Here is a 26,225-nt window from a genome sequence, read left to right as displayed (position 1 = left end):
TACCATAATCTCAGTAATTTAATAAGGAATTTTACTGAAAATTTCAGCATTTATACTCATTTTTAATAACAGATTTTTGTTCTTTTAAAACGATCAAGATAGTGTCTAATACGAGTATTTTACCCTTACACACGGGTCATGTATATTTTGAGGAATAAGTGATCACAATAATTGAAACAACAAAAATATACCTTGTAAGCATCTATCCCATAGAGATGGATATTGCCATCCTCCCAATACAGTTTTTTTCTTAACTATTAGGTGCGCTTGACCCATTAAGAATTAAATTCGCCAACGGAAAGCGCACCTACAAGAATTTATGAAAATATTGGGGCATCATACCCTCGCGATCGCTACTTTTTTAAGCTACCGAATTACCGTATTATGTTTACCCCTGTGATTCTCGATTTCTCGATTGGGGATCATAATCCTGAACCGTTTACATACATTTTCAGACAATATTCCTTAATGTTGGATGGATATCCTTGAGTGGAATGGGTTTGGAAGAACTGAAAACCACAATCAAAACATTGGTAATTTTGTTTACCTCGACGGTGATGGTTTTTACGAATTTGGCCAGATTGTCATCTGGGACATTTCATGTCTCTATTATCCAAATCATCACGCCATGATGCAACGCCGGATTTTGTATCACTTATTCAGAGCATTTATACTAGAACAATAACATCTATTTTAGCGGCTTTTCCGGACTTACTATTCCAAGCTGTTAGTTCAAACAACTTCAAATATAGCTATACCTTGATTTTTGACTTCAACGTCCTAAACTAACGGTAAATAATTGCCAAAATTATTTACCGTTAGTTTAGGACATCATATTAATAATTTAACATAACAGATACGGAAAAGCCTTAAATAATCGGTCTATTGGCTTGCTGTTTAACAATTTCCCACAGATTTGCGCTGCGCTGACGGGAGCTTGCTAGCTGGTCATGGGACGCTTTCAATTCTGCACGGTATATTCCCTCAAGGGTACTGAGTTTAGTCTCATACAGTGTTTTTGCCTGACCTTCAATTTCAGCCTTGCTAGCATCTAGTGGTACCTCAAGCCTAATCAGAAACGAACCACTGCTCTTTTTTTCGATAGCTTGGATTGATAAGTATTCCTCACCGTATTCTTCCCTGAGCTGTTGAAAGGAAAGCAAAAAAGCTTTCCAGTCAATACCATCACTGAATGTCAGGTCAACAGTTTCCAAGGCTTTCTGAAACAGACAAGTAAAATCTCCTGGGGCAAAGTTCTGAGTTTCATTCTTAGGGCGACGTTCAATGAATTTGTCTTGTGTATAGTCATATTTTAGATACGCATACTCACAAATCACATGCTTGAGCTTCGTGCCCTGATTAATTTTCCAATCTTCCAGGCATGCTCCGGTAAAGATTACTTCAGTAAAATTACAGTCTAATGCTTGAGTCCTAATCAGGTAAGCTTCCCTCAGGTCAGCCTTGGTGAGGTTAGCTTCGCTCAAATCAGTCCCGCTCAGGTCAGCCCCGCTCAGGTCAGTCTTGGTCAGGTCAGCTTTATGGAAGTTAGCTCCACTAAGGTCAGCTTTGCTGAGGTTAGCTCGGCTCAGGTCAGCTTTGCTCAGGTCAGCCCAACTGAGGTCGGCACTTCTAAGGTCAGCCTGGCTCAGGTCGGCATTTCTAAACTCAGCCAGACTGGGGTTAGCACCACTAAGGTTAGCCCTGCCAAGGTAACACCCACAAAGGTCTGTCTTGCTGAGGTTAACTCTACTGAGGTTAGCCTTGTAGAGGTTAGCAGAGCGGAGCTTAGCTTTGCAAAGGTCAGACTTGTAGAGGTTAGTCTCAATTAGGTTAGCGCCGCTAAGGTTAGCCTCGATCAGGTTAGCCTTGTAGAGGTTAGCAGAGCGGAGCTTAGCTTTGCAAAGGTTAGCCTGGTTAAGGTTAACCTTGATCAGGTTAGATAAACAGAGGTTAGCCTCAAGCAGATTAGCCTCGCTGAGGTTAGCCCCTCTGAGGTTAGCCACATTGAGGTCAGCTTTGATCAGGTTAACCCGCCTGAGATCAGCCTTACTGAGGTCAGCCCCTTTGAGGTTAGCCTCACTCAGGTCAGGCTCTAGGTTAGGATTATCCCTCCGCCACTGATTCCAGGCATCTATCCCTCGTTTGAGCACAGCTAAATGCTCTTTGTCTGCCATGATGCAATTCGATCCCAAAATACAAAAAAACGCCAACAATAGGGCAGCTTCATGGTTCCTTCTGCTTGATCCTAGTCGTGTCGGCACTATCCAGTCCACAGGTATTAGGGTCTGAATATATTTGTCTACACGGATGCTTTGACATCTCCCCCGGTTAAAACACGGGGGATTCTATGAGGTTGTTACACCGCAGGGTAAACCCGTGCGGTTTCACTTCTCATTCGATATGATTTTTTAAGAGAGCTAAAAAGATCGTATCGATGTGGGAGTGTCAAAACTCCCCTACCCACCTTGGCTAGGTCGATTAGCTGTGTGGTTACTTTTTTGATAATGTTTGCTGCGCCATTACAATCAGCGTTAATCAGCTTTCCGTTAGGAACCTCGTAAAGACCTCGTCTGACTCTTTTACCTGAGGGCTTCCATCCTTTGGGTTTTTCACCATATTTCGGTAAGGAATCACCATCCAAGAAAGACGCTTTACTTGTATAAGATTCTTCTGTGACTATTAAGTTAATCCCATATTCAAGGCAAAGCTGTTTCAGCCTTTCTATCAACCTTTTGGTTGGTATCGCGACAAACTTTTGATTGCCACGCTTACCCATATTCGCCTTGTTTTTCTGACCTTCATTCCAGCCGATAACTAGATTCCCAATGTGATCGCTAAGACAGCGGTTGATTATAAATCTAGCAGTTTTGTTGATCGCATCTCGCATCTGGTTGTTGCGCTTCAGCTGGATCCGGTCAAGATTACTATCCCAATAAAAATCAGGTTTGTCTTCTTTGTATTTCGCAACCAACCGGCAATAGCCCTGGTTCATCGATTTCAGTTTTCGACCATCAATGATGAAACTTTTTCCCAAGGTTGAAACACATGTAAGCCAGTTGTCGCCACCGTGGTCTATCCCTAAGGCTTGAGAGTAATCAAGATTGGGATTCTCTTCTACTGACTGCTTTCCGTCATCAATGACCCAATCAATCCATAGCTGCCCGTAGCAAGGGCGAATTGTTACTTCTTTTACCCAATCTGGATCGATAAACTCAGGAAGTTCAAGGTATATCTTGGTTAGTAATTCTGGCTTGCTTTCTTTGCTTACGGACGGATAGAACAAACCTTCCTTGTAGGTTAGGGCTTGTCTCGGAAAAGTGACAGCTGCTAGACCACCTTTCTTCCTGTATCTAGGAAACTTGGGTCTATCTACACTTCCTTTGTAGTAAAGTCCGACTAGCTGATTGTAGCTAGCGATCGCTTCCCCTACAGTCTTTAAGGTTTGTTGGGCGGATTGAGCCGCCATTCCCTTGTAATGGGGACTGAGCTTTAAAGCCTTATCTAGCTCTGGATATCTAGTTGAGCATTTGTAAGTTTTCCAGCCGCATTTAAGCTCATCTTCGCGCCAGAAAGTAGTGTAAGCCTCCTGATCTTGTAGCCACTGATAATGCTTCTGTTTTGCGTAATAAATGGCGCAATTAAACAAGCTATTGGCCTGCTCGCATTGAAACACCCAGAAAGCATTTTCTTCATCTGTAAATGTCGCCTTAACTGGGATTGTTCTATACATTTTACTATCACCTCCTTGCTCCTATTATAGCTTAATTGAATGGATACGGCGGGGTAAACCCCGTCGCGTCCGTTTCATCCCGGAGACGAAACCTTAGAATAAGGCAGCCTTAATCATAAAGTTTTAACCCTTTACCCATAACCGACCAACCATAAAGGCTGCCCCAGCGAGGGATTGCTCGCTGGGGTAACTTCTGACCCGGTCTAAAGACGCAGGGTTCTCACGTTCCCGGATTTTTTGATAGGCACCCTTATATCTAACACCATACCCAGTTATCCCCAATCCTTCCGGAAATTTTTTAGATGAATTACCACAACTTGCGATCGCGTTACTAAGGGCGGGAGTCCTAAGTAGCGCTTGCTTCTGAGCAAAGGGCGAGATCTATGTTATGGTTTTAGCTGATCTGACAAGTTTTTTCCCTTACACCATTTCTGGTAGTGAAAAGTTCATCATACTCATTATTAGTGGCACAATTATGCTGAATTATAGCATTTAGTAAAATAGGTGAGGTAGATAAGTTTTTGATTTTAGGAAATAGGGAATAGGGAATAGGGAATAGGGAATAGGGAACTCAGAAGAGGGAACTCAGAAAACATCCTGTGTACCTCATTAATATGAGTAGCGCTATATATCAAGAATTAGATATAGCATTTCTAAATAGATAATGAAAACCAATCCTGTGTCTTGAGGCAAAGCGCGAGTTGGGGAAATACCCTTTGGACTCGCTGCATCGCTTGATCAGAACACCAAAAACTCGTGGGATATCTTGACACTGTTCCGTGATCCGAAGTTCCCTGATCCAAAGTATTGAGGCAAAGCGCGAGTGGCGGAAACCCCCGTATTAAGGCGCTGCATCGCTTTTTCTATCAATCCTATGTTTACATCTAAAGTAAAAATGCTATAGCAGTATTGAAATTATTTTTTTACTGTTGATAAAAAAAATCCCTGGACTAAATGTTACTGAAACAGTATAGCCTGGTTAAGGCTGGGTTTGTGTCTAGAGTCTCTGTTTCTAGACTCTAGAAGAGCGCAAAGCATAAAGAAAGATTATAATTCAATTACTAATCACCAAGATTTGCTGATGGCTGACATCACACTAGGAGATTTAATCACATTGATTTTCCGAGAGATCACTGACACATTGGAAGAAACAAGTGATCGGGGTGCTGAACCATTGAAGTTACAGGTCAGTGATGTGGATATTGAGATTCCTGCCCATCTACGCCTGCAAACTGACCCCCAGTCTTTACCAGAAAAGTCAACTAGAGTGATAGTTACAATGCCATCAGCTCGTGAAACAGGGCCAGTTGGTAGTAATGGTCGTATCCGAATCACTATCACTACTGATACCGAGTTGCATTCAAAGAGAGTAGATTGGTTGGATAGGGAGATAGGGAGATAGGGAGATAGGGAGATAGGGAGATGGGGAGATAGGGAGATAGGGAGATAGGGAGATAGGGAGATAGGCGGAAGAGAAAGTTGTACGTTTGACCGCAACTTGGTATGAAGACAAAAGGTAAAGGGTAAACTATGGCATGTATAGCAGTTCTCAATTGGGTGAGGTACCCCGCCCTTGGGGTTAATGGAACTAGCGAGTAGGGAAGTCAGAAGAGGGAACTTCGGATCGATGAGTACTGATGAGTCACTAACAGAGGATAACCAAGAATGGCAGTTGGCAGAATTGGTGGATGCGATCGCATCGGAAATTGACCATGCGGAAGATACTCTCTCCCTTAAATCCTATGCTCGTGGTAAGTCTTTGGCTATCAAACAGCTAAACCTGGATTTGGAAGTAACAGTGCGCCGTGGTCGAGATGGGGAAATTTGGTTTCGGACGGTGGTTGATCCCAAGGAAAATGGTGCTACTGTTCTCAAATTGGATTTTACCCAGGTACTACAGAGTCAGTTGCATGGGGTACGTAAGGCTCTAGATCAACCAGTAGATAACCGTCCTCTGGCTACGTTACCAGATATTACAGAGAAGGAGATCAAACAACTAAATGCGATCGCAATTTACTCGGTTGATGACCTAGAGCGCTACACCCAAACCCCAGCAATGATCGCCGAAGTTAGCCGCAAAACTGATATTCCCGACCCAAGGATTCGGATGTGGCGACAACTCCCATTTTTGACTGAAGTGAAACCAGCTAAATCCCCACCGGGGAGTAGTGTGGTGATTGAAGGGGGTAATTTGGGTTCTGTGGCTTCACCCGATGCTCTAGTTTTGTTTCAGGGTCAGCCAGCCCAAATCATCACTTGGAGTGAGTCCCGCCTGAGTGTGATTATGCCCCAAGTCAGGGGTTTTGGTGTACTGTTTGCTGTGATTGACGGTCAAACTACCAATACTATTCCTTGGGAAGCCACTACTATTGATTTATTGGTGCGTGACATTACCCTAAATCCTCCATTACCAGTAGCAGGGGATTTAATTACATTAGAAGCAGTTCTGATTAATCACGGAAGTAGCCCTTCCGGTTCTTTCCAAGTTGAGTGGACTATCAACAATCTATCTGACCTTAGTCCCCATGGCACCTTAAAACCGAATCAGCGATCGCAAGACAGCAGCATTCGTCATCAACTTAGGTTCAAGGCTGGCTTCCATATCATCCGCTTCACTGCTGATCCACAACAACAACTCCCCGATATCAACCCAAACAACAGCACATTTACCAAAAAGATTTGGGTTAAATCGCGCCAAGAGCTTACCATTGCTGATTTTCGTCCGATTAAGACCCTTGACCCTTTGCTCAACCCAAACCTAGGACCAGCGGATGTATTGAGTCTGGTTTTTCGGGGTTTATGTCGTTTTAATTGCTTAGGTGGGTTACTGGTTCCCGATCTTGCGGTGAAGTGGAAGCTAGAAAATGTAGACAAAATCACTAAAATCCTTTATTTCCAGCTTCATGACAACCTACGTTTCCACGATGGCACCCCTCTAACCGTTGCTGATGTTGAGTTCACTTATCAGGTACTACAGAAAATTGACTCACCCTGGCGCAAACTGGTTTTGACAAGCATCAGGGATATCAAAGTGGTAGATCAAAAAACCATTGCGTTTACATTACAGTCTGCCCCCCAAAGGTTACCCTCTCAATCCCATCGCCTCAGGGAAATTGATTCAATTGAGTCTGTAGCTAAACCTCCTATTCATCCCCAACTTTTAACCGTGGGAATTGTACCGCGCCATGGTTATGGTACAGAAGGCTTTGGGATAAAGCCGATTGGGACTGGACCATTCCAAGTTGAGACCTTCGGTTCTAGTGGAATCGAGTTGAGTGCTTTTCCAGACTATTGGCAAGGCACACCAAGATTTGATCAAATTGTGATTCCCGTCATCTGTGATCACAACCAGCTGCTCGATATGGTGCTAGGCCATAAGGTCACTGCAGCGGTGCTCCCTTACTCAAAAGACCTAGCACAGACCTTGAGGGAAAACAAAGAATGGACTGTCGTGCCTCTTACCCAATCTCAGCAACAGTTACTACAAGTACAATCGACTAGGATTCAGGAACGGATGCCTAATCCTTTCAATACAAACTGGAATGCTCATCTGTGGTATAGCACTTCTGAATCGGGTGAGGTACAAAGTTATGGGTTTGAGGGAGTCGGGAGTCGGGATTAGGGAATCGGGAATCGGGAGTCGGGATTAGGGAATCGGGAATCGGGAGTCGGGAGTCGGGAGTAGCAATACAGTGAGCTTTTGGGAACTGAGATATAGCACTACCCATTAAGGTGTTTGACCTTGATACAAGCTGAAAAAGGTGCGCTCTTTTAGTCAACTTTTAGGTGCGACCCGTGGCGAATTTATAGCAGAAGTCAGAAGTCAGAAGTCAGAAGTCAGAAGTCAGAAGTCAAACTATTGCGCTTACTTAGGTTTGATACTTTTGTCATGTCCTAACTGCCCTGGCGACTGCTATAATTCGACGACTGTAAGCGCACCTTTGCCTTTTGCATGCATGCCTAAAGCCCTTGCGCGTAGCGCTATAACTATGAGAAACGCTATATAATTACGGGTTATTATGGCTCCCGCTTGGCTTTAAAAACAAATAACACAATTGACACTCCCCGCCCTAGAAGGACGGGGATTCTTAGTTCTACGACAAGCCTTAAAATTAGTTATCCTGAAAGGCAATATTTAAGCCAAATATCCGCTTAAAAACGCGCATATCGAGCTTAACTTAACTAACCCCAGTGGGCTTATCTCCCTAAGCGTTGGGTTTCCCCCGTTCCCGTGGGGCACACGGTACGTTTAGTTTTGAATTGTTACTTTACTGGTTTTCGGCATCCTTTAGGATCCATGCGTTTTGGCGAGGTTTTTCGCTCCTCGTGTACTAGTATCGCTTTACGTCGTTGTTTTAATTTGGCAGTACCGACGAATCCTGCCTGTACTAGGCTACAGGTTTATTCTATCACACTCTACTTAAAAGCCGTCGAACGAAGGACGGGGCTTGAAACCCAAAATTTTTGGTCAAGTCTACCGGATTTCACTTTAAAATTTGCTAATCTGTTGAGGTGCAAATCAGGTGACATACTCCCGAGGTTGCCCTAACGGGACAACGCGGGCTTCTTACCAACTCCACCCACTGGTATCGGCTTTCGCCGACGCTGCGCGAACGGATACACGGGTTACTTTATTAACGACACGGGATGCCCCTCCGCGCCGGAACAATACAATGAGTTCTGTCTCCAAAGTACTGCTGGAATTTTACCCACCCACAGACAGCTTAAATTGCTTTTTCTGAGTGGAACCCCATATTCGGTGGTTGTTAAGGTTCGATAACGTAGGTGGCGGTTAGCTCTTAATTTGACTTGACCTACTATGTTAATTATAGACGCTGGTCAAAAATTAAAGTTCCAAATTGACAATTGAGCAGAGCGACCTTGTCGGGCTATCATCCCGACGCTAAAGAGCGAGATTATAGCGCGGGGCTTCTCGCGAGCCAGCTAAAAAACGATCAGAGTGTCCAAGAGCTGTATTATTTTGTAATGTTGCTTGACCTTGAGCTTATTTTGATGGGAATGCCATGACTAACTTGCCTGAGCCTCTGCCACCCAATCAGCCTGAACATAGTAACAACGGTAGTGCCAAGAACTCAGCCAATGGTAATTCACCACCATCTCCTCCCCAAACTCAAGAGGATCAACATTTATCTACCCTGCCGTTGTCAAATCTGCCCAATAAACCAACTATTGGATCGGTTACTCCTGCTAATCGCTCCCTAAGCGTAATTATTCTCAGTGCGATCGCTATCATGATTGTTGGGCTAGTGATTGATAACCTCTGGATTGGGATATCCGGAGCTATTGTAGCGCTGCTGGTTTCATTGCCAGTGATTTTACCGGTTGTCAAACAATGGCTTACTAATTTGTTGCCACCGCAACAAAGAATCAAAGTTATTGCCTCGATCGGAGTGGTAGCAGGAATAAGTGGCTTACTGAACTTTCTTGGTGTTTACCAAAACATCAGCAATTGGTTGGTTAAAATTAAATGGGATGAATTTGGGTCATGGGCTGATTGGGTGGGTGCTTTGGGACAGATTTTGATTGCCGTCCTAGCAGTATTCATTGCTTGGCGACAATATGTCATTTCCAAAGACCTGACCATCCAGCAAAATATGATTACCCAGCAGCAAACCATTGATGCTTACTTTCAGGGAGTTTCAGATCTAGCCTTAGATGATCAGGGATTGCTAGAAGATTGGCCCCAAGAGAGGGCATTTTGCGAAGGAAGAACCGCTGCAATTCTCAGTAGTGTGGATGCCCATGGGAAAGCCAAAGTGCTCAGATTTTTGTCCCAAGCCCGTTTACTGACTCCCCTCAGACGAGATAATCATTTAGGACGCCCCATGTTGGATGGGTATGGAGGATACCAAGAAGACCGAGTTTATGGTATAAGGGTTATTGACCTGAATGTAATGTTAGCCGGATCAGACCTGAGTGGTACAGATTTGCGTTGGACAGAACTCGGCGAAGCTAATATGGTCAGAGCCAATCTCAGCTTCAGTGACTTAGTGCAAGCGAATCTATCCCGCACTGTTTTATATGAAGCCAACCTCACTGGTGCTGACCTCAAGGGAGTCCGCCTATTCTATGGTTCAGTAGAAACTGCCAGTCCCCGCAGTCGTACCCATCCCCCTGACTATCGCACTGGAGCTTACACCGGTGCAGTAGTGGAAAATGTTAACTTCACCGGTGTCCAGCGGATGGATGAAAAGCAGCACTACTATTGCTGTGCTTGGTCCGGTGAAAAGTCAAGAAAAACCATCCCTGGTGGTTGTCAGGGAATTCCTAATAACTTAGGGCGTTAGAAGGTTGTCTGTCAGAATGCAGAATGTAGAATTAAGAATTTAGAATTCTACATTCTGCATTCTACATTCTTAATTCAAAAATGTTGAAGAACGATGAACCCAACCTATTCCCTGGTTATTCCTGTATATAACGAGGAAAACAGTATTTTAGAACTGTACCGACGCATCAGTATAGTAATGGATCAGTTGGGGGAGGTGGAGTTAATTCTAGTCAATGATGGCAGTTGCGATCGCTCTCTAGAGCTGATGCGAGACCTTCATCAAAAAGACCCAAGGGTATGTTACCTAAGTCTTTCCCGTAACTTTGGTCATCAAATTGCTGTCACTGCCGGTCTAAATTTTGTGCGGGGTCAAGGGATTATTGTGCTAGATGCTGATTTACAAGACCCACCAGAGATCATCCCAGTGCTAGTGGAAAAATGGCAGCAGGGTTATCAAATCGTTTATGCTCAGCGCACCCAGAGACGTCGTGAAAGTTGGTTAAAGCGCTTTCCCGCTTACCTATTTTATCGCTTACTGCGCCGTCTAGCCAATGTCGAGATTCCCTTAGATACGGGGGACTTTTGTTTAATGGATCGACGGGTGGTTGATGTACTCAATGCTATGCCAGAACGCAACCGTTACGTGCGGGGATTGCGTTCTTGGGTAGGGTTGCGGCAAACCTCTGTTTCCTATGTACGTGACCCCCGCTTTGCTGGTGAGATTAAATACACCATTCGTAAATCCCTAGCCCTAGCAGTAGATGCACTGGTTTCTTTTTCTAAAGTGCCATTGCGAATCGCTACTTATCTGGGATTATTAGCAACAGCGATAGCGCTATTAATGGCAGGGTTAGTGCTTTACTGGCGGATTTTTGAACCGAATTCTCCTGTGACTGGGTTTGCCACCATTATGATTGCAATTTTCTTTTTGGGAGCTGTGCAGTTAGTATCTATTGGTATTTTGGGGGAATATGTAGGACGGATTTATGAAGAAGTTAAAGGAAGACCATTGTATGTTTTATCAGAAGTGAGGGGGTTTGTGGAGGAAGGAGTATCAAAGTAAGGAATCAGCTGACAGCTATCAGCTATCAGCTATCAGCTATCATGCTTCAAATAAAAGAGCTTTGTGGCACAGGCTTCTTTGTAGCACAGGCTTTGGCCTTTGGCCACGCTGTGCGAACGACGCTGTGAGTTAACTCAGATTAAACTAATGCTTACCCAGGGCTATTTTATTCTAAATGTAATCGGAATATGGTATAATTCAGGGCAAATGCCATTTAATGCATCTACTCCCGTGTCTCAAATCGCAATTATAGAAGCCAAAGCTGGACTAGAATATCCTCGTCGTCGTGCCGGACAGCGCCACACTCTGCCACTGTGCCTACCACTATTTACTTTGGCCATGCTCCGAAGGAGCCGCCAAAGGCGAACGCTGCAGGAAATCAAGGATTTTTAGAAATTGGAGATTGGATTTCAAGTTACCGTGAGGAGTTAATTTACTAGGTTCTTCAGTACCTGCTATGGGCTCATTTCAAGTTAAAAAAATCAGAAAGCTTACTCTACAAGCGATGCAGAGGTGCGACCCGTGGCGAATTTAATTCTTAATGCGGAAAACGCACCATTACGGTCTTGGGGGTTTCCCCCATGAGCGACTGCATCAAGACAGGGTTCTGAGGCTATTTAATTAACAAAAATGTCTAAATACTGCCTCTTTCCACTGCTCCGAACGCGCCCCGCGTGGCCCACGGCCTCAGTCCCTGCTCAGAAGTCCCTTCGCCAAAGTGTTAATTTAGCATAACAAGTACGGAAGAGCCATTTACTATCTGTTAGCTCCGAAAAACAGGCTTCCAACTTAGGCGTACTGTACGTCGTGTCTTATTGTATATTAATTACGAAGAGTATTCGATGTGCCTTGGGCGCATTCTTTAATAGACCTCTTGCAAAATACATTACATGGTATATTTAAAGGTGGCTTGCCTTTACACCCTTCTGTTGATCAATTATGCATCTGCTCAAAATCTCTCAGCTCAAAAGTTCAAACGGTGCTTCGGAATTACCCCAAAAACTTTTTAAGCAATGGTTTGTGCTCTTTTGAAAATGCTCGCTTTGCAATCGGGTCAGTTCCGCCTCCCTGGAAAAAAGCAACTAGTACGGAACTACTATGGTTTTCTTTTTATTATACCATTCTTTGGCTCAGCAACGCCAAAAAAAGAGTCACACCCTCAAAATCTAACTGATTGTTGATCAAGATACGGGTCAAATCATTTCTGTATTGAGCATATTAACAGACGCTTAAAGATTTTTAAGGTGCTTCAAGGGCGTTATCGTAATCGCCGTCGTCGTTTTGGTTGGCGCTGCAATTTGATTGCGGCTATCTATAATCATTAACTGAGGGAAGCGCCATGGTTGTTTTGATTTTACATTATAGCACAAAGCCAAGTTTGCAAGAGGTCTATTAAGATTCGTTTCTAATTTTAGGGAGCCTTCACTATGACTGCGAAAACCAAACAACATCAAAAGACTGAAGAATGGCATAATTATGATTATGTTGATTCGAGTATCTGGAACGATTTCCGGTTTAGAGATGGGGATATTATTATTGCAACTTATCCCAAGTCTGGAACAACTTGGATGCAACAAATTGTTTCTCAGTTGTTGTTTCAAGGACAAGAAGGTTTAGATATACCAAAATTATCCCCTTGGGTAGAGTCGCCAATTATCTCGAAAGAAATAAGGCTAAAAAATCTTGAAGCACAAACCCATCGTCGCTTTTTAAAAAGTCATTTACCCCCAGACTCGTTATCATTTTCTTCGAGGTCAAAGTATATTTATGTTGCTAGAGAGGGAAAAGACGTAATCTGGAGTTTTTATCACTATAATTGCTTAATTACAGACAAATGGAGTGAGACATTTAAAATGATGAATAAAACACCTTGCCGTGTTGGGATAGTGCGAAAGCCTACGATATCGTTTCGAGATTATTTTCATCAGTGGCTCGATCTAGACGGATATCCTATCTTGTCATACTGGAACCACATTCGTTCGGGGTGGAATATTCGAGGATTGCCTAATGTATTACTTGTTCATTTTAATTTGCTTAAACAAGATTTGCCAGGACAGGTGAAGCGAATTGCAGCTTTTCTAGATATTTCAATCAAACCTGAAAACTGGGAAAGGATTCTTGAACATTGCAGTTTTAGCTATATGAAACAAAACGCAGAGTTGTTAGCTCCTTTCAATGGAACTTTTTTAGAAGGAGGAGCCAATGTCTTTTTTCGGAAGGGTGAGAAGAGTCAATGGCGAAATGTTTTAACTTCTGAAGATCTTGACAAGTACGAACAGATAGCTCGGACACAATTGGAACAAGACTGTTTTCATTGGCTCAACACAGGTCAATTAGATTGTGAATTCAATGAAACTATTGTATGATTATCTATGAACATATGAAAGGATAATATTATGAGTTTCAAAACAACAGTTCAAATTGCCAAACATAAACACGAACTATCGAACCAAAAACGGTTTGTCAAGATTTCTGATCGAGAGTATCGTAGTGATCTTCCAGAAGCCGCGTGGAAAAATCTGTTGCAAAACAACAATTTACAGACATGGAAAGGAATGATTTTGGCTAAAGGAGTTCCGGAAATCACTCTTTATCCGATGCTGATGTACGAGCTTCAACCTAAAACGATTATTGAAATCGGTGCATTCAATGGTGGTAGTGCAATTTGGTTTGCAGATATTGCGAAGGCATTGGAAATTGAAAGCTGCGTTTACTCAATTGACATAGATTTATCTCTCCTAGATGATAAGGCGAAAGACCACCCAAGAGTTCGGTTTATAGAAGGAGATAGTAATTGCATAGAGTCTATATTGCCTCCCGAGCTACTCTCTACTCTCCCTCATCCTTGGTTCATTACTGAAGATGCTCATGTCAATTCAGCGGGAATTTTAGAGTATTTTCATAACAATGGTCTTCAGAGTGGAGACTATATCATTATTGAGGATACTAATCCTTTAATGTGGAAGCGTGGCATCAAAGATGAGAAAGTTATTGGCACCTATGAAGAAGATTATCCCGACCAAGAAACATTAGGGGAAAGGCTAATGAAAGAGTTGGAAGGATGGCTGAAAAATCATGAAGATGAGTATTTAATAGATAGTTATTACTTAGATATGTATGGCTACAATGTTTCAAAGAATTGGAATTCAGTTATCAAAAAAGTGTGAAATCTGTAATTTCAGCAGAGCTTTTAAGTTTAAGAAAAAGGGTAAAAAAGACGGGGCATCTTTTACTGTCTATGATAGTATTTGTCCCAGTACGGGTTCGTGAATCAATTTACTAGGTTAGGCTGTACCCAAAGTTACGCCTGTGACTGTGAACTAGAAGCAGTCGCCCCCCTAGATTGAAGCAGGAAGCAAGCCTTAAAACTGGTCATTGCAAGGTTTTTCCTGGTTTTGCCAGAATTTTATAGGTATTGTACAGCAGACGTTTGCTGTTGGAATTTTGAGTGACTTCAGAGTGTTGTCCTAACAATAGATTAAGCTAAATTTTTTTGAGGCATCGAACATGATTAGGCAATCACAATCAAATAGTACTGGAAAAGTTTGGAAAAGTTGGAATAACAGAATTAAACATTCTTATGAAACCCTTTGCACCCCAACAAATGAAACTGAGTTAATTGAAATTATTCAAAATACTTCTAGTGTTCGCGTAATTGGGACTGGAAAATCATCTGCTGACATTTGTGCTGGCACCTCAACTTTAATTTCCTTAGAAAAGTATAATGAAATACTTAAAATTGATAAAGAGCAAATGGAAATAACAGTCCAAAGTGGAATAACTCTAAAAAGCCTTTTAAGGGCAATCGATATTGAAGGATGGTCTTTACCTGCTTTACCCGACATTGATACGATCTCTCTAGGGGGTGCTTTAGCAACCGGAACTCATGGCACTGGAAGAGAAGCTCATTTGCTGTCATACTATATTACTTCTTGTCGTTTGATAACTGCTGATGGCACTGTTATTAATGTAACCCAAGGTTCTCCTCTCATGGATGCGACCCAAGTATCATTGGGTTTATTGGGAGTGATTTCAACGGTGACAATCAAGTGTGAGCCAGCTTTTTTATTATACATCAAAGAAGAGCCGATAGAGGATAATATTTGGCTAAGTACATGGAAAAAAGAACTATCAAACAATTTTTTTTATAGAATATTGTGGCTCCCACATACAGGATATGGCTATGTAATTAAAGGGATTAAGACAGAATCACTGAACCACAATACATCTAAAAAGCCCTGGTACATTAAGCATAGAAGAAAAGTTTCTGCATTACTGTATAAATATACAGTTAAATATCCATTTTTAACTGTTCTGGCTAACAAGATTATTCAAAGGCTCTTTTTTAATCATGTCTATTTACATCTAGGAAGGCTGTATGAAGAAACAGTGACAAAATCGAGGGGCTCGACAATTGAACTGTCTGAGTGGATCGTTCCAAGAGACCGTTTTGAAGCCTGTTTTTTAGAACTCAAAAAAACTCTCAACTCTCACCAGAATAAATCCTATGCTCATATTCCGATGGATATTCGTTTTATTTGTCGAGAGACAGCATGGTTGAGTTATGCTTACGATTGCGACATTGTAACTGTGGGCTGCGTTACACGTATTCCAGAGCATGCTGACTCATACTCTGCATTTAAAACTATTGAGGATGTATTTAAGAAGTATGAGGGGCGACCACATTGGGCTAAAAGACATAGGATGACTGCTAGCGACTTCAAAAAGATTTATCCAAAGTGGGAAGAATTTATTAACCTTCGCAGGCAAATGGACCCAAGAGGAAAGTTTCTGAACGGTTATCTACAAAAAATATTTGCATGACATATTATTTGAAAGGGGTTATCTTTGATTTTGATGGAGTTCTGGTTGATAGCTTTGAGATTCACAGTCAAATGTGGAGACAAGCGTATCAAATAGTATTTGGCACTACTATGCCAGATTATCCCAGGAAAAAACTCACTGGAAGAGCATCTGGCGAAATTGCTCTTTTTCTAGCTACTCAGATAGGAAAGACCGATCGGGCTGAAGTTCTGGCTGAAACCAAGCTATCTCTTATGTTATCTTCCACTCTATACCCCTCTCTCTTAGAAGGGGTGGAAGAAGTAGTGGATTTGTTACAAGCAAAAAAGGTTCCCTATGGGATTGTAAGCAATGGGTCGAGAAGATACATTACTAAAATTTTAACTCACTACAATCTTGCTTTTACGGTTGTATTGGGCTACGAAGATTGTGCACGCAAAAAACCTCATCCCGATCCTTATCTAGCTTGTGCCAAAAAGCTTAATATCCCATCAAGCTTCAACTCGCGAGTTTTAGTTTTTGAAGACAGTCCAACTGGTATACAAGCTGGAGATGCTGCTGGTATGTATTGCATTGGTATTAGTTCTAACTTTCAAGAGAAGCTGTTAATAAATAAGGGAGCAAGAGAAGTTTTCGGTTCTTTAAAGGAATTTCTTGTGAGTGGCAGTATGGAAGCCTTGTTTGACCAGGGCAAACGCATCTAAATTCTATAAGCCTTACTCAGAAGCGATGCCTCAGGTGCGACCCGTGGCGAATTTAATTACGGGTCAAACGCACCATTACGGTCTTGGGAAGGCAGCGCCTTCATGTGGGGGTTCCCCCCATGAGCGACTGCCGTGGTTTCCCCCATGACCGCACTGCATCAAGAGGTGCGACCCGTGGCGAATTTAATAATTAGATGCGGAAAGCGCACCTAACAAAGATTTCAAAATTGATCAGCAAAAGTACTTATCCTATGAATCTCATATCCAGTAGGCGTTTCAAAATAAGATGCCTTTGCCCTGGGGTGGGTGCCTTCTGCCTTAAAAGGATAAGCAATGTCGCTCACTCCTCCTGAGAATTGCTATATATAGCAATCCTAAATCATTTGTAAAATCTGCAAAATCGTAAATCCTTACTGGGCAAGGGTTATAACGATAGCTTTGGCCAATATATTTCACGAATCATATAGGATTGCTATAGCCCTGATGCTTACCTGTTTTATTCAAAAGCTGACGGCACCTCAAGTAGCGTGCCCGTAGCGCATAGGCTGATAGCTGTTCACGTAGCGTGCGCGTAGCGGATATGCTTAGGTTTTTTTAGTCTGTTTTTTCTATACCTTTGGCGAAGATGCTATCTTTTTCTGTGAGAGCCAGCCTAAACCTAAAAGAGTAAGTCCTATAACTGTGCCAGGTTCAGGTACACTTGCTGGTGGTTCATCTTCAACCAGCCTAAAACTCACTGTGTCTACGAATTCTCCATCTACCTCGAACGCAGTAAATAAGTCTCCGAAAATACTCGGACCACTATCAGGATTAAAACTAAAATCTTCTGTAGCCCAACTTAGCTGGCCTTGTTCGGCCAGGATTGACCATACAGGCTCTCTCGTAGAATCCGCCTTGGTATAGGTTCTATTGTTGAAAAAAAACTCAATCTCATCTACTGGATACGTTAACTCGACCACGGTAATACCAGGCTCACGATAATCAAATTCTCTCCGAGTTTCATTGGCGTCATCATAGCTGAACTTACCAGAAAATTCTTCTGTTGAAAACTCATAGGTAATGGTAATAGCTTGGGCAGGATTAGTTTCAATAACTGCTAGGCTTAAAGCCGCACCAGTAGTTAGTAGTGCTAAGTTTTGGCAGATACTTTGTAGCTTTAACATTGATTTACCCCTGGTAATCATTTGTTGATAGTACTGAGGCTTAAGTAATAAAAATAAGTCTATAGCAAGGGGCAGGATAATTGACTAACAATACATAAACTTTACATAAAACTTACTTAAAAATAATAAAATGCTATTGTGAATAACGGTTGATACTATAGCAATAGGAATTAGCGAGTAAGGAACAGGGAACAGAAACGGGTTTATAAACTTTAAATTTCTTAACACAGTTAACATAATTGATGTCCAAGTACTTAGTTGAAAACGTTTTGATAAATCCCAACCACATTCTGGTAAACTAATCCCTAAGCATATGCGCTACGCGCAGGCTACGCGAACAGCTGTCAGCGGTCAGCTGTAAGCTTAAGATCAACCTGGAACGGGAGAATTTAAGACTTCGAGATTAATGGGAATTGAAAGTCTGGGTAAAAGCTGATAGCTGATAGCTGATAGCTGGTATTTAAAGTAACAGTAAGGATAAACTAATTAATACTAAACTATAGCGTTATCACAGTTATCAAGTACATTAAATTTTATTATCCCGACTCCCTACTCCCTACTCCCTACTCCCTACTCTCTTTGCTCTATGACTGAATTTGCGTCTTTCAAAACTCAACTAACTGCTTCAGCTCCCCGTTTGTTTGAGCTAATTGATGGTTTTAAGCAATCCAAGGTGCTCGTGGTTGGTGATTTAACTCTTGATGAGTTTCTCACAGGTGAAGTGGAACGAATTTCACGAGAAGCACCAGTATTAATAATACGTCATGAAACCACTCGTCAAACTCCTGGTGGTGGGGCAAATGCTGTTTATAATTTTGCTAAGCTGGGAGCAGAGGTTAAGGTAGCTGGGTTTTTGAGTAAAGATCCTCAAGGGCAAGTGCTGCGGACGATGTTTGAGGAGGTGGAGATTGATACTAGTGCGATCGTAATTGATCCAGACCGACCAACTGTGACTAAAAGCCGGATTGCTGGTCATGCCCGTCAGTCGGTGACTCAGCAGATTGTGCGAATAGACCGCAAGTCAGATGAATTGCCCGACCGGGATAAGCAGTTAGAGTTGGCAGCACAAATACGACAGCATTTAGGTCAGGTAGATGCTGTAGTTTGTTCTGATTACGGAGATGGTGTGTTTACACCACCAGTGATTGAAGCGGTTTTGTCTCACGACCGCACCATTGTAGATACTCAGAAGGATCTGGAGCGTTATCATGGCGCTAGAGTTTTTACTCCCAATCTGCCAGAAGCGGAGCGAGCAGTGGGGTATGGGATTAAGAGTTTTGACGATTTGTTGAGAGCTGGTAGAGATTTGTTGGCACTGACTCAAGGGGAACAAATTCTGATTACTCGTGGTGAACAGGGGATGAGTTTGTTTGGTCGTGATGGTAAGGTTGAGCATATCCCAGCCTTTAATCGCACCGATGTGTTTGATGTCACTGGTGCTGGGGATACGGTGGTCGCAGCCCTGACCTTGAGCTTGTGTCTGGGGGCTTCTTACTGGGAAGCAGCGGTTTTGGGGAATTTGGCCGCTAGCATTGTGGTGCGCCAGTTTGGGACAGCAACTACTAGTCAGGATGAGATGAAAGAGGCTTTACGGGGATTGTTGGAGGTTGAAGCATAAACGTAAGCATATGCGCTACGCGCATATGCTTACGTTTTTTCTTTCATCATTAGTTTTTATTTTCATCACTTAATCTTTTAGCTAAGTTTACTTACTCTTCATAATCAAATCCAGGAATGTTTGATTAACTATTGATAGTAGTTTTTTATATCAATACTGATGAAATTAACTGACATTAGTGCTTCTTTCGTACTTCTGGGAGCGATCGCAGTTACTCCAGCTTATGGAGCCTCCGTATCATTCACTCCGATTGGATCACAATTAGACAAAGATGCCATCAATGACCTTGAAGTCAATGTTGGTGACACCATTGATTTCTCTTTCATTTTAGATACTAGCGGTCTCACCGCTAATTTACAGTCATTGGAGATTCTTTCACCACAAGATCCTACTGAGCTTCTTACTCTAGAAGTATTTAGGACAGATGGAGATAGAGCTGCTTTTTCAGAGTTTACCGGAAACTTAATAGAAAACCCACCCTTTGGAATACCTACAGCACTTTTTCAACGTAGTGATTCAATTGGAGTTTCTCCAAACTCTACTCTAGAGATAGTTAGGGCAACTTACGAAGTACTCCCTGGGTTTAAGAATGATGGATTGCCTGACTTAGCAGTTACCGTTACCTCTGCAATTGATGCTAATGGTATAAATGTAACCAGTCTCTTTAAACCAGCTAGCCAAGGTCTTGATGTTCAGCCCGCCCCTGTTCCTGAAACCACATCACTGTTAGGTTTCTTAGGATTAGCTGCTTTGGGGACTAGTTCATTACTCAAGAACTTATCAAAACGGGTTTAATTGTTTCAGTAGTCTTCATAGTTTCAGGTTTTGTGGATGTAAGCATTCAGCGGTCAGCGGTCAGCGGTCAGCGGTCAGTGGTCAGCGGTCAGCGGTCAGCGGTCAGTGGTCAGCCGTCAGTTTATTTTATTCAAAAGCTGTTCGGTGTAGCTTGGCCTAGGGCTAATGGCTGATAGCTGAGAGCTGAGAGCTGAGAGCTAATAGCTGATAGCTTACAATCACACTACATTTTTATTCCGAACTTCCAGTTCTTTGTAGCCAGTTTTTTGATCGAGTGTTCTCAGAAAACTAAATTCTTCACTGGTTCCGATTACTATCTCGGCTGTTGTATAGATGATACAATCTTCAGCTAGGTGACCACCTATAACTTTACCATTTTTATCAGCAAGGGAAATGTGTAAATGGACACCATGGATGGATAGAGTTCCAACTAAAGATACTATCTCGAATTTTTCGATAAATAATTGGGTAGTATTTTGATTAGCGAATCGAAGGTTAGCTTGTTTGAGACTGCCAACAGCTGTCAGGATAAAACCAGCTTGAATAGTTTTTTGTTTGACAATATTGATTAGGCTAGCTTTTAAATCCTGATCCGGTTGTATCCTAATCGCAAACGCTTTAATCATATAGCCAAGGGAACAGGGAACAGGGAATAGGGAATAGGGAACAGGGAATAGGGAACAGGCAATAGGCAATAGGCAATAGGCAATAGGCAAAAGTTTACTACAAAAGCTTTTGCTGCTTCTCCCCATCTCCCGATCTCCCCATCTCCCGATCTCCCCATCTCCCGATCTCCCCATCTCCCGATCTCCCCATCTCCCCATCTCCCGATCTCCCCATCTCCCCATCTCCCCACACCTCCCACACCTCCCACACTTCCCTCTCTTTCTCTACTCCCGACTCCCGACTCCCGACTCCCGACTCCCGACTCCCGACTCCCGACTCCCTAAAATCATTTAGATGATGCTACTGAATTAGTAGCAGCGTGAGCTTCTACCATCCGGGAAATATCAGGATTATAGAGTCGCAAATAATTCCAATAATTACCAAACACTGTTTTCACGTAACCTTTGGTTTCTCGAAAGGGAATTTTTTCAATAAAGGCGTCGGGGTCACTAAAACCGTATCTATTCACCCATTTGGATACATTACCGGGACCGGCATTGTAACTGGCAACGGCTAGTAGGGAGTTATTATTGTTCTGTTGGTGGGTAAAGCTTAGATACCATGTGCCCAATTTAATGTTGTCATCAGGGTTTTTAAGATTGTATTCTTTCAACTGGATTTTTTGGGCAACCCAACTACCTGTTCCTGGCATCACTTGCATTAAACCCATGGCACCAGCAACGGAACGGATTTCTGGCTCAAATCTAGACTCTTGGCGAATTAAGGCAGTTACTAGTAAGGGATTAAGCTGCCGTTGACCAGACCAGTTAAGAATTGAATTTTGGAAAGGGAAGGGAAATAGAGCATGCCAGTATTTTGGTTCGTCACGCAGTGCTGCCCATTCCGCTTTTTCTTGGGGAGTCTCTCGTCGTTTTAGGCTCCAGACTTGGTTAATGCCTTTGAGATTATCCCCAATCCCTAGCCGCAATAAACCATCACTAAATTGCTCTGAGACACTGAGTTCTTTGCGCTCTCCTAATTCCACTTGCCACAGAGCCCAAGCATCGTAATCTTGACCAAGTTGGTACAGTTCTTTTAAGGTTCCAGAACCGTCGGTTAGTAAGGGTCTAGCTTGGGGTCTGACCACTTTGGGCATTAAGTAGCGCACGGAGGTGAAGTCCCCTACATTCCAGCCTAAATAGTTGGCCGACCGCCATGCATAGTAGGATTCTGGATAACGAGCTATTACATGCTCAAAGGCAGCTTTGGCATCATTGGGACGCCCCAGCTGACTTGCCCATCGACCTACCCAGAAGCCAGCTTGGGCAGCGATGTCACTATCGGGATTTTTGGTGGTAATCGGTTGCGCCCATTGCCATGCTTCTTGTAGCTTGCCTTTTGCTGCTTTTTTTTGAGCCATTTGCCAACGATAATTAGCTGCAGCATCAGAACTACCATATTGGGTTAGTACCGACTTACGAGCTTGGCCAGCAGAAACTTTGCTGTTGAGCTTTTCTAGGATTTTGGCTTTGTCGAGCAAGGCTTGAGGAGCTTCATCGGGATAATTCTGGATGACTTGATCCAGATAGACTATGGCTTCTTTTGGCTTGGAGATACTGGCAAGACGCCTCAAGGCTAATCCCGTTTCTTTGGCATTGGGATAGGCGCTGATCAACTGTTCATAAAAGATTTTGCCTTTGCTGGCTTTTGTATCTAAATGAAGCCCTCGACCTGCACGGTAGAGATTGCGGGGAGTACGGGGGGCTTGGGCGTAGGCTTTTCCAGCTTTGCCATATTTCCAGGTTTCCCAGTAACCAGTGCCAATCATTTCCCAGTCTTCGGGGGTGAGTTGGTCAGCATACTTGTCAACGATCCGGTCTCGGATCTCCTGCATTCCTAGGGCTTTAGGAGTGTGCTTGGCTAAGATTAATAGTAATGGGAGTTGGTTGGGATTGTCTTTGAGGCGCTGTCGGACAATTTCTAGAGTACGGGGATGGCTAGGAAATTTTGCGATCGCATCGTCCCAGTGCTTGGGATTAGATTTTCCTAGATGATAAAGGGCTTCTGCTGCCACTGCTTGGTTGGGGTACTTTTTCAGGATAGTAGTCCACGCTGCTGTGGCCTTAGCGCTATCCCCCATGGCTTGGTAAGCTTGAGCACGTTTGAGGACAACGTGGGATGCCAATACTGGATAATCTGACTCAAGCCCTTCGAGATGGTTTAGGGCTTGTTCTGGCTGATTTTGTTGAATTAAATCCGATGCCAACAGATAACGGGCGCGATACTGTTCCCGAGACTTCGGACCTGAGGCAAAGGCATCTAGGTTAGTTGCTCGTTGTTGGGGTGGCAGGGAAACCAGCCGAGCTACAGCCGATTTGCCTGTTGACTCCGTTAACCCTTGGCTGGCAGTCTTGTTTTCTTCTTTTTCCTCTAGTTGATTTGCTACGGTGACACCTAAGAATACTGCTCCGAGGCACACTGATACCAATAACACTATGGCTCCAGCCAATAACCGAAATTGCTGTCTACGCTCTTTTAACATAAATCCTCACCCAACACAGTTCAGCAGTTGAAAGTCTCTCAGCATATGACCCATAACCAGGGTATTCTAGTTTCCCTCTTGATTTTATAAACCATGATAAAAAGTTCTTGACTAAGAACCTGGAACCGAACTTAGTCAGATTTTGTCAAATTTGGTCAGACTTAACAGAACACGAAGCCAGCAATAACTAGATAACTATTATAAGTATTATGATAACTATAGCGCTTATCATCCTGATGAGGCACATTCTTCCCACCCTTACTGCGCCCCATCCCACATCTTTGAACTAGGTTAACTTGAAATTGTGACGATTTATGGTAGGATTTCCTATAATTTTGTTATTTAGGGAAGGGAGTAGGGAGTAGGGAGTAGGGAGTAGGGAGTTTGGGGAGATGGGGAGATGGGGAGAATTTTTTGGTGTTCTGACTCTTCGCGCTTTGTTGGGGCAGCCCGAAACGAGGTAGGAAACTGGCAAGATGCCAGTTCTACCAAGATGCCCGAAACCAGGCAGGAAACTGGCAAGATGCCAGTTCCACCAAGATGCCCGAAACCAGGCAGGAAACTGGCAAGATGCCAGTTCCACCAAGATGCCCGAAACCAGGCAGGAAACTGGCAAGATGCCAGTTCTACCCCTGATGCCCGAAACCAGGCAGGAAACTGGCAAGATGCCAGTTCTACCCCTGATGCCCGAAACCAGGCAGGAAACTGGCAAGATGCCAGTTCTACCCCTGATGCCCGTTCCACAACAAGATGCCCGAAACCAGGCAGGAAACTGGCAAGATGCCAGTTCTACCAAGATGCCCGTTCTACCAAGATGCCCGAAACCAGGCAGGAAACTGGCAAGATGCCAGTTCTACCAAGATGCCCGTTCCACAACAAGATGCCCGAAACCAGGCAGGAAACTGGCAAGATGCCAGTTCTACCAAGATGCCCGTTCCACAACAAGATGCCCGAAACCAGGCAGGAAACTGGCAAGATGCCAGTTCTACCCCTGATGCCCGTTCCACAACAAGATGCCCGAAACCAGGCAGGAAACTGGCAAGATGCCAGTTCCACACCAAGATGCCAGTTCCACCCACGGGGTCAAACTGAACTTGAAAAGAAGTTATGACTGAGACGACCACCGTTGATCAGATTCGATTCACCACCGCAGACTTAGATCTGTTACCAGAGGACGGTAATAGATATGAAGTTATCGATGGAGACTTGTTTGTGACCAGATCCCGCCATTGGAACCACAACAAGGTGGTGGGAAGGTTATATAGTGCCGTTGATTTCTGGTCTTTAAGTGATAAGGGTTATGGTGAAGCTGTCCTAGTTCCAGGTATTGTTTTTGACCAGGAGAATGCCGTGGAACCGGATGCTGTCTGGGTTTCCGACAAGAATCGATTGCCAGAGATGCTGGATGAAGCAGGGCATTTAACCGAAGCGCCAGACCTGATCTTGACATCTCCCCCACTTAAAAAAGGGGGATTCTACAAGGTTGTTACGCAGTAGGGTAAACCCGTACTGCTTCACTTCTTGTTCGGTATGATCTAGAAAGAGATTCAAAAGGATCATACCGGTGCGGGAGTGTCAAAACTCCCCTACCCACCTTGGCTAGGTCGATTAGCTGTGTGGTTACTTTTCGGATAATGTTCGCAGCGCCGTTACAGTCTGCATTTATCAGTTTTCCCTTAGATGTCTTATACAGTCCGCGTTTTACACGCTTTCCCGATGGACTCCACCCTTTGGGTTTCTCACCAATTTTCGGTAATGGATCCTCGTCCAAAAATGATGCTTTACTGGTATAAGATTCTTCGGTGACAATCAAATTGATACCATATTCCGGACAGAGTTGTTTTAGTCTTTCTATTAATCGGCCAGTAGGAATTGCGACAAATCTTTGATTTCCATCTTTCCCCATATTAGAACATTTTTTTTGACCTTCGTTCCAGCCAACAACAAGATTCCCAATGCGATCGCACAGACAGTGATTGATAATGAATCTTGCCGCCTTGTTGACCGCATCTCGCATCTGATTGTTTCTTTTTATCTGGATTCTGTCAAGGTTTTTGTCCCAATAAAACTCAGGCTTACCTTTCTTGTGTTTAGCTACCAGCCTACAATACCCCTGGTTTATCGACTTGAGTTTGCGGCCATCAACAATAAAACTTTTCCCTTTGGTAGAAACGCATGTTAGCCAATTATCCTCGCCGTGATCTATTCCTAGAGCCTGGGAGTAGTCCAGATTTGGATTCTCTTTTATGGGCTCTCTGCCGTCATTAATAACCCAATCGATCCAAAACTGTCCGTAATATGGGCGAATTGTGACCTCTTTCACCCAATCAGAATCTATGAAGTCAGGTAATTCAAGAGCTATCTTAGTTATCAGTTCAGGCTTGCTTTCTTTGCTAACTGAAGGATAGAAAACTCCTTCCTTAAATGTTAAAGCCTGCTTAGGGAATGTCACAGCAGCTAGTCCGCCCTTCTTCCTGTATCTAGGAAATTTTGGTCTATCCACTTGTCCCTTGTAATAAAGGGAAACTAATTGGTTGTAGCTAGTGATTGCCTCTCCTACTGTTTTTAAAGTCTGCTGGGCGGACTGAGCAGCCATCCCCTTGTAATGAGGACTAAGTTTCAAGGCTTTGTATAACTCAGGATATTTCGTCGAACATTTGTAGGTCTTCCAACCACATCTAAGTTCATCCCCTCGCCAAAAGGTAGTATAAGCCTCTTGTTCTTCTAACCAAGCGTAGTGTTTTTGTTTGGCGTAATAAATTGCACAATTAAACAAACTATTTGCCTGTTGGCATTGAAATTCCCAGAAGGCTTTTTCCCCGTCTGATAAGTTGGCTCTCACTGGGACTGTTTTATACACTTGTTATCACCTCCTTGTTTTTATAAAATACTTCTATTATAGTCATTGTTTC

Annotated in this window: 23 protein-coding genes and 1 pseudogene; 14 read left to right on the top strand and 10 right to left on the bottom strand. The window is 43.2% G+C overall.

Translation table 11 applies throughout. The features are described 5' to 3' along the window. Window positions 1–869: 869 nt before the first annotated feature. Together F6J90_RS35965 and F6J90_RS35960 are read right to left on the bottom strand one after the other, a co-directional pair. Window positions 870–2,174 (bottom strand): pentapeptide repeat-containing protein, encoded by a 1,305-nt coding sequence (locus tag F6J90_RS35965; RefSeq protein WP_293105159.1) that lies wholly within the window; start codon window positions 2,172–2,174, stop codon window positions 870–872. Between the two features lie 182 nt (window positions 2,175–2,356). Beyond that, the gene (locus tag F6J90_RS35960; protein WP_293105156.1) at window positions 2,357–3,730 is read right to left on the bottom strand and encodes a transposase; all 1,374 of its coding nucleotides are present in this window, start codon (window positions 3,728–3,730) and stop codon (window positions 2,357–2,359) included. Window positions 3,731–4,811: 1,081 nt separating this feature from the next. Between F6J90_RS35960 and F6J90_RS35955 the strand changes: the two genes are divergently transcribed. After that, window positions 4,812–5,132 (top strand): hypothetical protein, encoded by a 321-nt coding sequence (locus tag F6J90_RS35955; protein WP_293105153.1) that lies wholly within the window; start codon window positions 4,812–4,814, stop codon window positions 5,130–5,132. Window positions 5,133–5,357: 225 nt separating this feature from the next. Next, entirely contained in the window at window positions 5,358–7,352 is a 1,995-nt protein-coding gene (locus F6J90_RS35950) for an ABC transporter substrate-binding protein (protein ID WP_293105151.1), read from the top strand. Here the strand turns inward: F6J90_RS35950 and F6J90_RS35945 are convergent. After that, window positions 7,258–7,458: a hypothetical protein gene (locus tag F6J90_RS35945; protein WP_293105148.1), complete on the bottom strand. Its 201-nt coding sequence runs from the start codon at window positions 7,456–7,458 to the stop codon at window positions 7,258–7,260. The two genes, F6J90_RS35950 and F6J90_RS35945, sit on opposite strands and share 95 nt — an antisense overlap. Before the next feature lie 1,296 nt (window positions 7,459–8,754). Between F6J90_RS35945 and F6J90_RS35940 the strand changes: the two genes are divergently transcribed. From F6J90_RS35940 to F6J90_RS35905, 8 genes and pseudogenes are all read left to right on the top strand, one after another. After that, window positions 8,755–10,038 (top strand): pentapeptide repeat-containing protein, encoded by a 1,284-nt coding sequence (locus F6J90_RS35940; protein WP_293105145.1) that lies wholly within the window; start codon window positions 8,755–8,757, stop codon window positions 10,036–10,038. 93 nt (window positions 10,039–10,131) lie between these two features. After that, on the top strand, window positions 10,132–11,082 hold the full coding sequence (locus F6J90_RS35935; RefSeq protein ID WP_293105142.1) for a glycosyltransferase family 2 protein: 951 nt from the start codon (window positions 10,132–10,134) through the stop codon (window positions 11,080–11,082). A gap of 207 nt (window positions 11,083–11,289) precedes the next feature. Further along, window positions 11,290–11,475 (top strand): hypothetical protein, encoded by a 186-nt coding sequence (locus F6J90_RS35930; protein WP_293105140.1) that lies wholly within the window; start codon window positions 11,290–11,292, stop codon window positions 11,473–11,475. 815 nt (window positions 11,476–12,290) lie between these two features. Then, window positions 12,291–12,407 (top strand): annotated as a pseudogene (locus F6J90_RS35925) (IS5/IS1182 family transposase); the annotation flags it as partial. Between the two features lie 102 nt (window positions 12,408–12,509). After that, entirely contained in the window at window positions 12,510–13,448 is a 939-nt protein-coding gene (locus F6J90_RS35920; protein WP_293105137.1) for a sulfotransferase domain-containing protein, read from the top strand. Window positions 13,449–13,478: 30 nt separating this feature from the next. Then, window positions 13,479–14,249, top strand: a complete 771-nt coding sequence (locus tag F6J90_RS35915; protein ID WP_293105134.1) for a CmcI family methyltransferase — start codon at window positions 13,479–13,481, stop codon at window positions 14,247–14,249. 340 nt (window positions 14,250–14,589) lie between these two features. Continuing rightward, window positions 14,590–15,906 carry a D-arabinono-1,4-lactone oxidase gene (locus F6J90_RS35910; protein ID WP_293105132.1) on the top strand — a complete coding sequence of 439 codons (1,317 nt, stop codon included), beginning with the start codon at window positions 14,590–14,592 and terminating at the stop codon, window positions 15,904–15,906. An 8-nt stretch (window positions 15,907–15,914) separates the two neighbouring features. Then, the gene (locus F6J90_RS35905) at window positions 15,915–16,589 is read left to right on the top strand and encodes an HAD family phosphatase (protein ID WP_293105129.1); all 675 of its coding nucleotides are present in this window, start codon (window positions 15,915–15,917) and stop codon (window positions 16,587–16,589) included. A 608-nt stretch (window positions 16,590–17,197) separates the two neighbouring features. Here the strand turns inward: F6J90_RS35905 and F6J90_RS35900 are convergent. Next, window positions 17,198–17,752, bottom strand: coding sequence for a PEP-CTERM sorting domain-containing protein (locus F6J90_RS35900; RefSeq protein WP_293105127.1), 555 nt, complete (start codon window positions 17,750–17,752; stop codon window positions 17,198–17,200). A 586-nt stretch (window positions 17,753–18,338) separates the two neighbouring features. Here F6J90_RS35900 and F6J90_RS35895 point away from each other — a divergent pair. From F6J90_RS35895 to F6J90_RS35885, 3 genes are all read left to right on the top strand, one after another. Continuing rightward, a complete protein-coding gene (locus F6J90_RS35895) occupies window positions 18,339–19,370 on the top strand; it encodes a PfkB family carbohydrate kinase (protein WP_293105125.1) in 1,032 nt (343 codons plus the stop codon). 159 nt (window positions 19,371–19,529) lie between these two features. Then, window positions 19,530–20,165 carry a hypothetical protein gene (locus tag F6J90_RS35890; RefSeq protein ID WP_293105122.1) on the top strand — a complete coding sequence of 212 codons (636 nt, stop codon included), beginning with the start codon at window positions 19,530–19,532 and terminating at the stop codon, window positions 20,163–20,165. A 32-nt stretch (window positions 20,166–20,197) separates the two neighbouring features. Beyond that, window positions 20,198–20,338: a hypothetical protein gene (locus tag F6J90_RS35885; protein ID WP_293105120.1), complete on the top strand. Its 141-nt coding sequence runs from the start codon at window positions 20,198–20,200 to the stop codon at window positions 20,336–20,338. A 45-nt stretch (window positions 20,339–20,383) separates the two neighbouring features. Here F6J90_RS35885 and F6J90_RS35880 read toward each other — a convergent pair whose 3' ends face one another. The 5 genes from F6J90_RS35880 to F6J90_RS35860 form a co-directional block, all read right to left on the bottom strand. Next, window positions 20,384–20,881 (bottom strand): PPC domain-containing DNA-binding protein, encoded by a 498-nt coding sequence (locus F6J90_RS35880; RefSeq protein WP_293105117.1) that lies wholly within the window; start codon window positions 20,879–20,881, stop codon window positions 20,384–20,386. After that, window positions 20,788–21,039, bottom strand: a complete 252-nt coding sequence (locus F6J90_RS35875; protein ID WP_293105114.1) for a hypothetical protein — start codon at window positions 21,037–21,039, stop codon at window positions 20,788–20,790. The genes F6J90_RS35880 and F6J90_RS35875 overlap by 94 nt, the downstream gene beginning before the upstream one ends. A gap of 78 nt (window positions 21,040–21,117) precedes the next feature. Beyond that, window positions 21,118–23,313: a transglycosylase SLT domain-containing protein gene (locus F6J90_RS35870; RefSeq protein ID WP_293105111.1), complete on the bottom strand. Its 2,196-nt coding sequence runs from the start codon at window positions 23,311–23,313 to the stop codon at window positions 21,118–21,120. A 342-nt stretch (window positions 23,314–23,655) separates the two neighbouring features. Further along, the gene (locus F6J90_RS35865) at window positions 23,656–24,057 is read right to left on the bottom strand and encodes a hypothetical protein (RefSeq protein ID WP_293105108.1); all 402 of its coding nucleotides are present in this window, start codon (window positions 24,055–24,057) and stop codon (window positions 23,656–23,658) included. Window positions 24,058–24,119: 62 nt separating this feature from the next. Next, a complete protein-coding gene (locus F6J90_RS35860; protein WP_293105105.1) occupies window positions 24,120–24,437 on the bottom strand; it encodes a hypothetical protein in 318 nt (105 codons plus the stop codon). Here F6J90_RS35860 and F6J90_RS35855 point away from each other — a divergent pair. Then, a complete protein-coding gene (locus tag F6J90_RS35855; RefSeq protein ID WP_293105103.1) occupies window positions 24,421–24,810 on the top strand; it encodes a Uma2 family endonuclease in 390 nt (129 codons plus the stop codon). The genes F6J90_RS35860 and F6J90_RS35855 overlap by 17 nt on opposite strands. Here F6J90_RS35855 and F6J90_RS35850 read toward each other — a convergent pair. Beyond that, on the bottom strand, window positions 24,800–26,173 hold the full coding sequence (locus F6J90_RS35850; protein ID WP_293105100.1) for a transposase: 1,374 nt from the start codon (window positions 26,171–26,173) through the stop codon (window positions 24,800–24,802). The two genes, F6J90_RS35855 and F6J90_RS35850, sit on opposite strands and share 11 nt — an antisense overlap. Window positions 26,174–26,225 lie beyond the last annotated feature (52 nt).

The organism is Moorena sp. SIOASIH (assembly GCF_010671925.1).
GTDB lineage: Bacteria > Cyanobacteriota > Cyanobacteriia > Cyanobacteriales > Coleofasciculaceae > Moorena.
Note: the sequence above shows the minus strand (reverse complement) of the source record. Positions and strands in the feature narration are given on the sequence as shown.

Coding starts and splice junctions, on each gene's coding strand:
- F6J90_RS35960 (WP_293105156.1), bottom strand. CDS start 3,730: ATGTATAGAACAATCCCAGTTAAGGCGACATTTACAGATGAAGAAAAT.
- F6J90_RS35915 (WP_293105134.1), top strand. CDS start 13,479: ATGAGTTTCAAAACAACAGTTCAAATTGCCAAACATAAACACGAACTA.
- F6J90_RS35870 (WP_293105111.1), bottom strand. CDS start 23,313: ATGTTAAAAGAGCGTAGACAGCAATTTCGGTTATTGGCTGGAGCCATA.
- F6J90_RS35920 (WP_293105137.1), top strand. CDS start 12,510: ATGACTGCGAAAACCAAACAACATCAAAAGACTGAAGAATGGCATAAT.
- F6J90_RS35965 (WP_293105159.1), bottom strand. CDS start 2,174: ATGGCAGACAAAGAGCATTTAGCTGTGCTCAAACGAGGGATAGATGCC.
- F6J90_RS35935 (WP_293105142.1), top strand. CDS start 10,132: ATGAACCCAACCTATTCCCTGGTTATTCCTGTATATAACGAGGAAAAC.
- F6J90_RS35890 (WP_293105122.1), top strand. CDS start 19,530: ATGAAATTAACTGACATTAGTGCTTCTTTCGTACTTCTGGGAGCGATC.
- F6J90_RS35940 (WP_293105145.1), top strand. CDS start 8,755: ATGACTAACTTGCCTGAGCCTCTGCCACCCAATCAGCCTGAACATAGT.
- F6J90_RS35950 (WP_293105151.1), top strand. CDS start 5,358: ATGAGTACTGATGAGTCACTAACAGAGGATAACCAAGAATGGCAGTTG.
- F6J90_RS35945 (WP_293105148.1), bottom strand. CDS start 7,458: ATGGGTAGTGCTATATCTCAGTTCCCAAAAGCTCACTGTATTGCTACT.
- F6J90_RS35900 (WP_293105127.1), bottom strand. CDS start 17,752: ATGTTAAAGCTACAAAGTATCTGCCAAAACTTAGCACTACTAACTACT.
- F6J90_RS35955 (WP_293105153.1), top strand. CDS start 4,812: ATGGCTGACATCACACTAGGAGATTTAATCACATTGATTTTCCGAGAG.
- F6J90_RS35910 (WP_293105132.1), top strand. CDS start 14,590: ATGATTAGGCAATCACAATCAAATAGTACTGGAAAAGTTTGGAAAAGT.
- F6J90_RS35895 (WP_293105125.1), top strand. CDS start 18,339: ATGACTGAATTTGCGTCTTTCAAAACTCAACTAACTGCTTCAGCTCCC.
- F6J90_RS35930 (WP_293105140.1), top strand. CDS start 11,290: ATGCCATTTAATGCATCTACTCCCGTGTCTCAAATCGCAATTATAGAA.
- F6J90_RS35855 (WP_293105103.1), top strand. CDS start 24,421: ATGACTGAGACGACCACCGTTGATCAGATTCGATTCACCACCGCAGAC.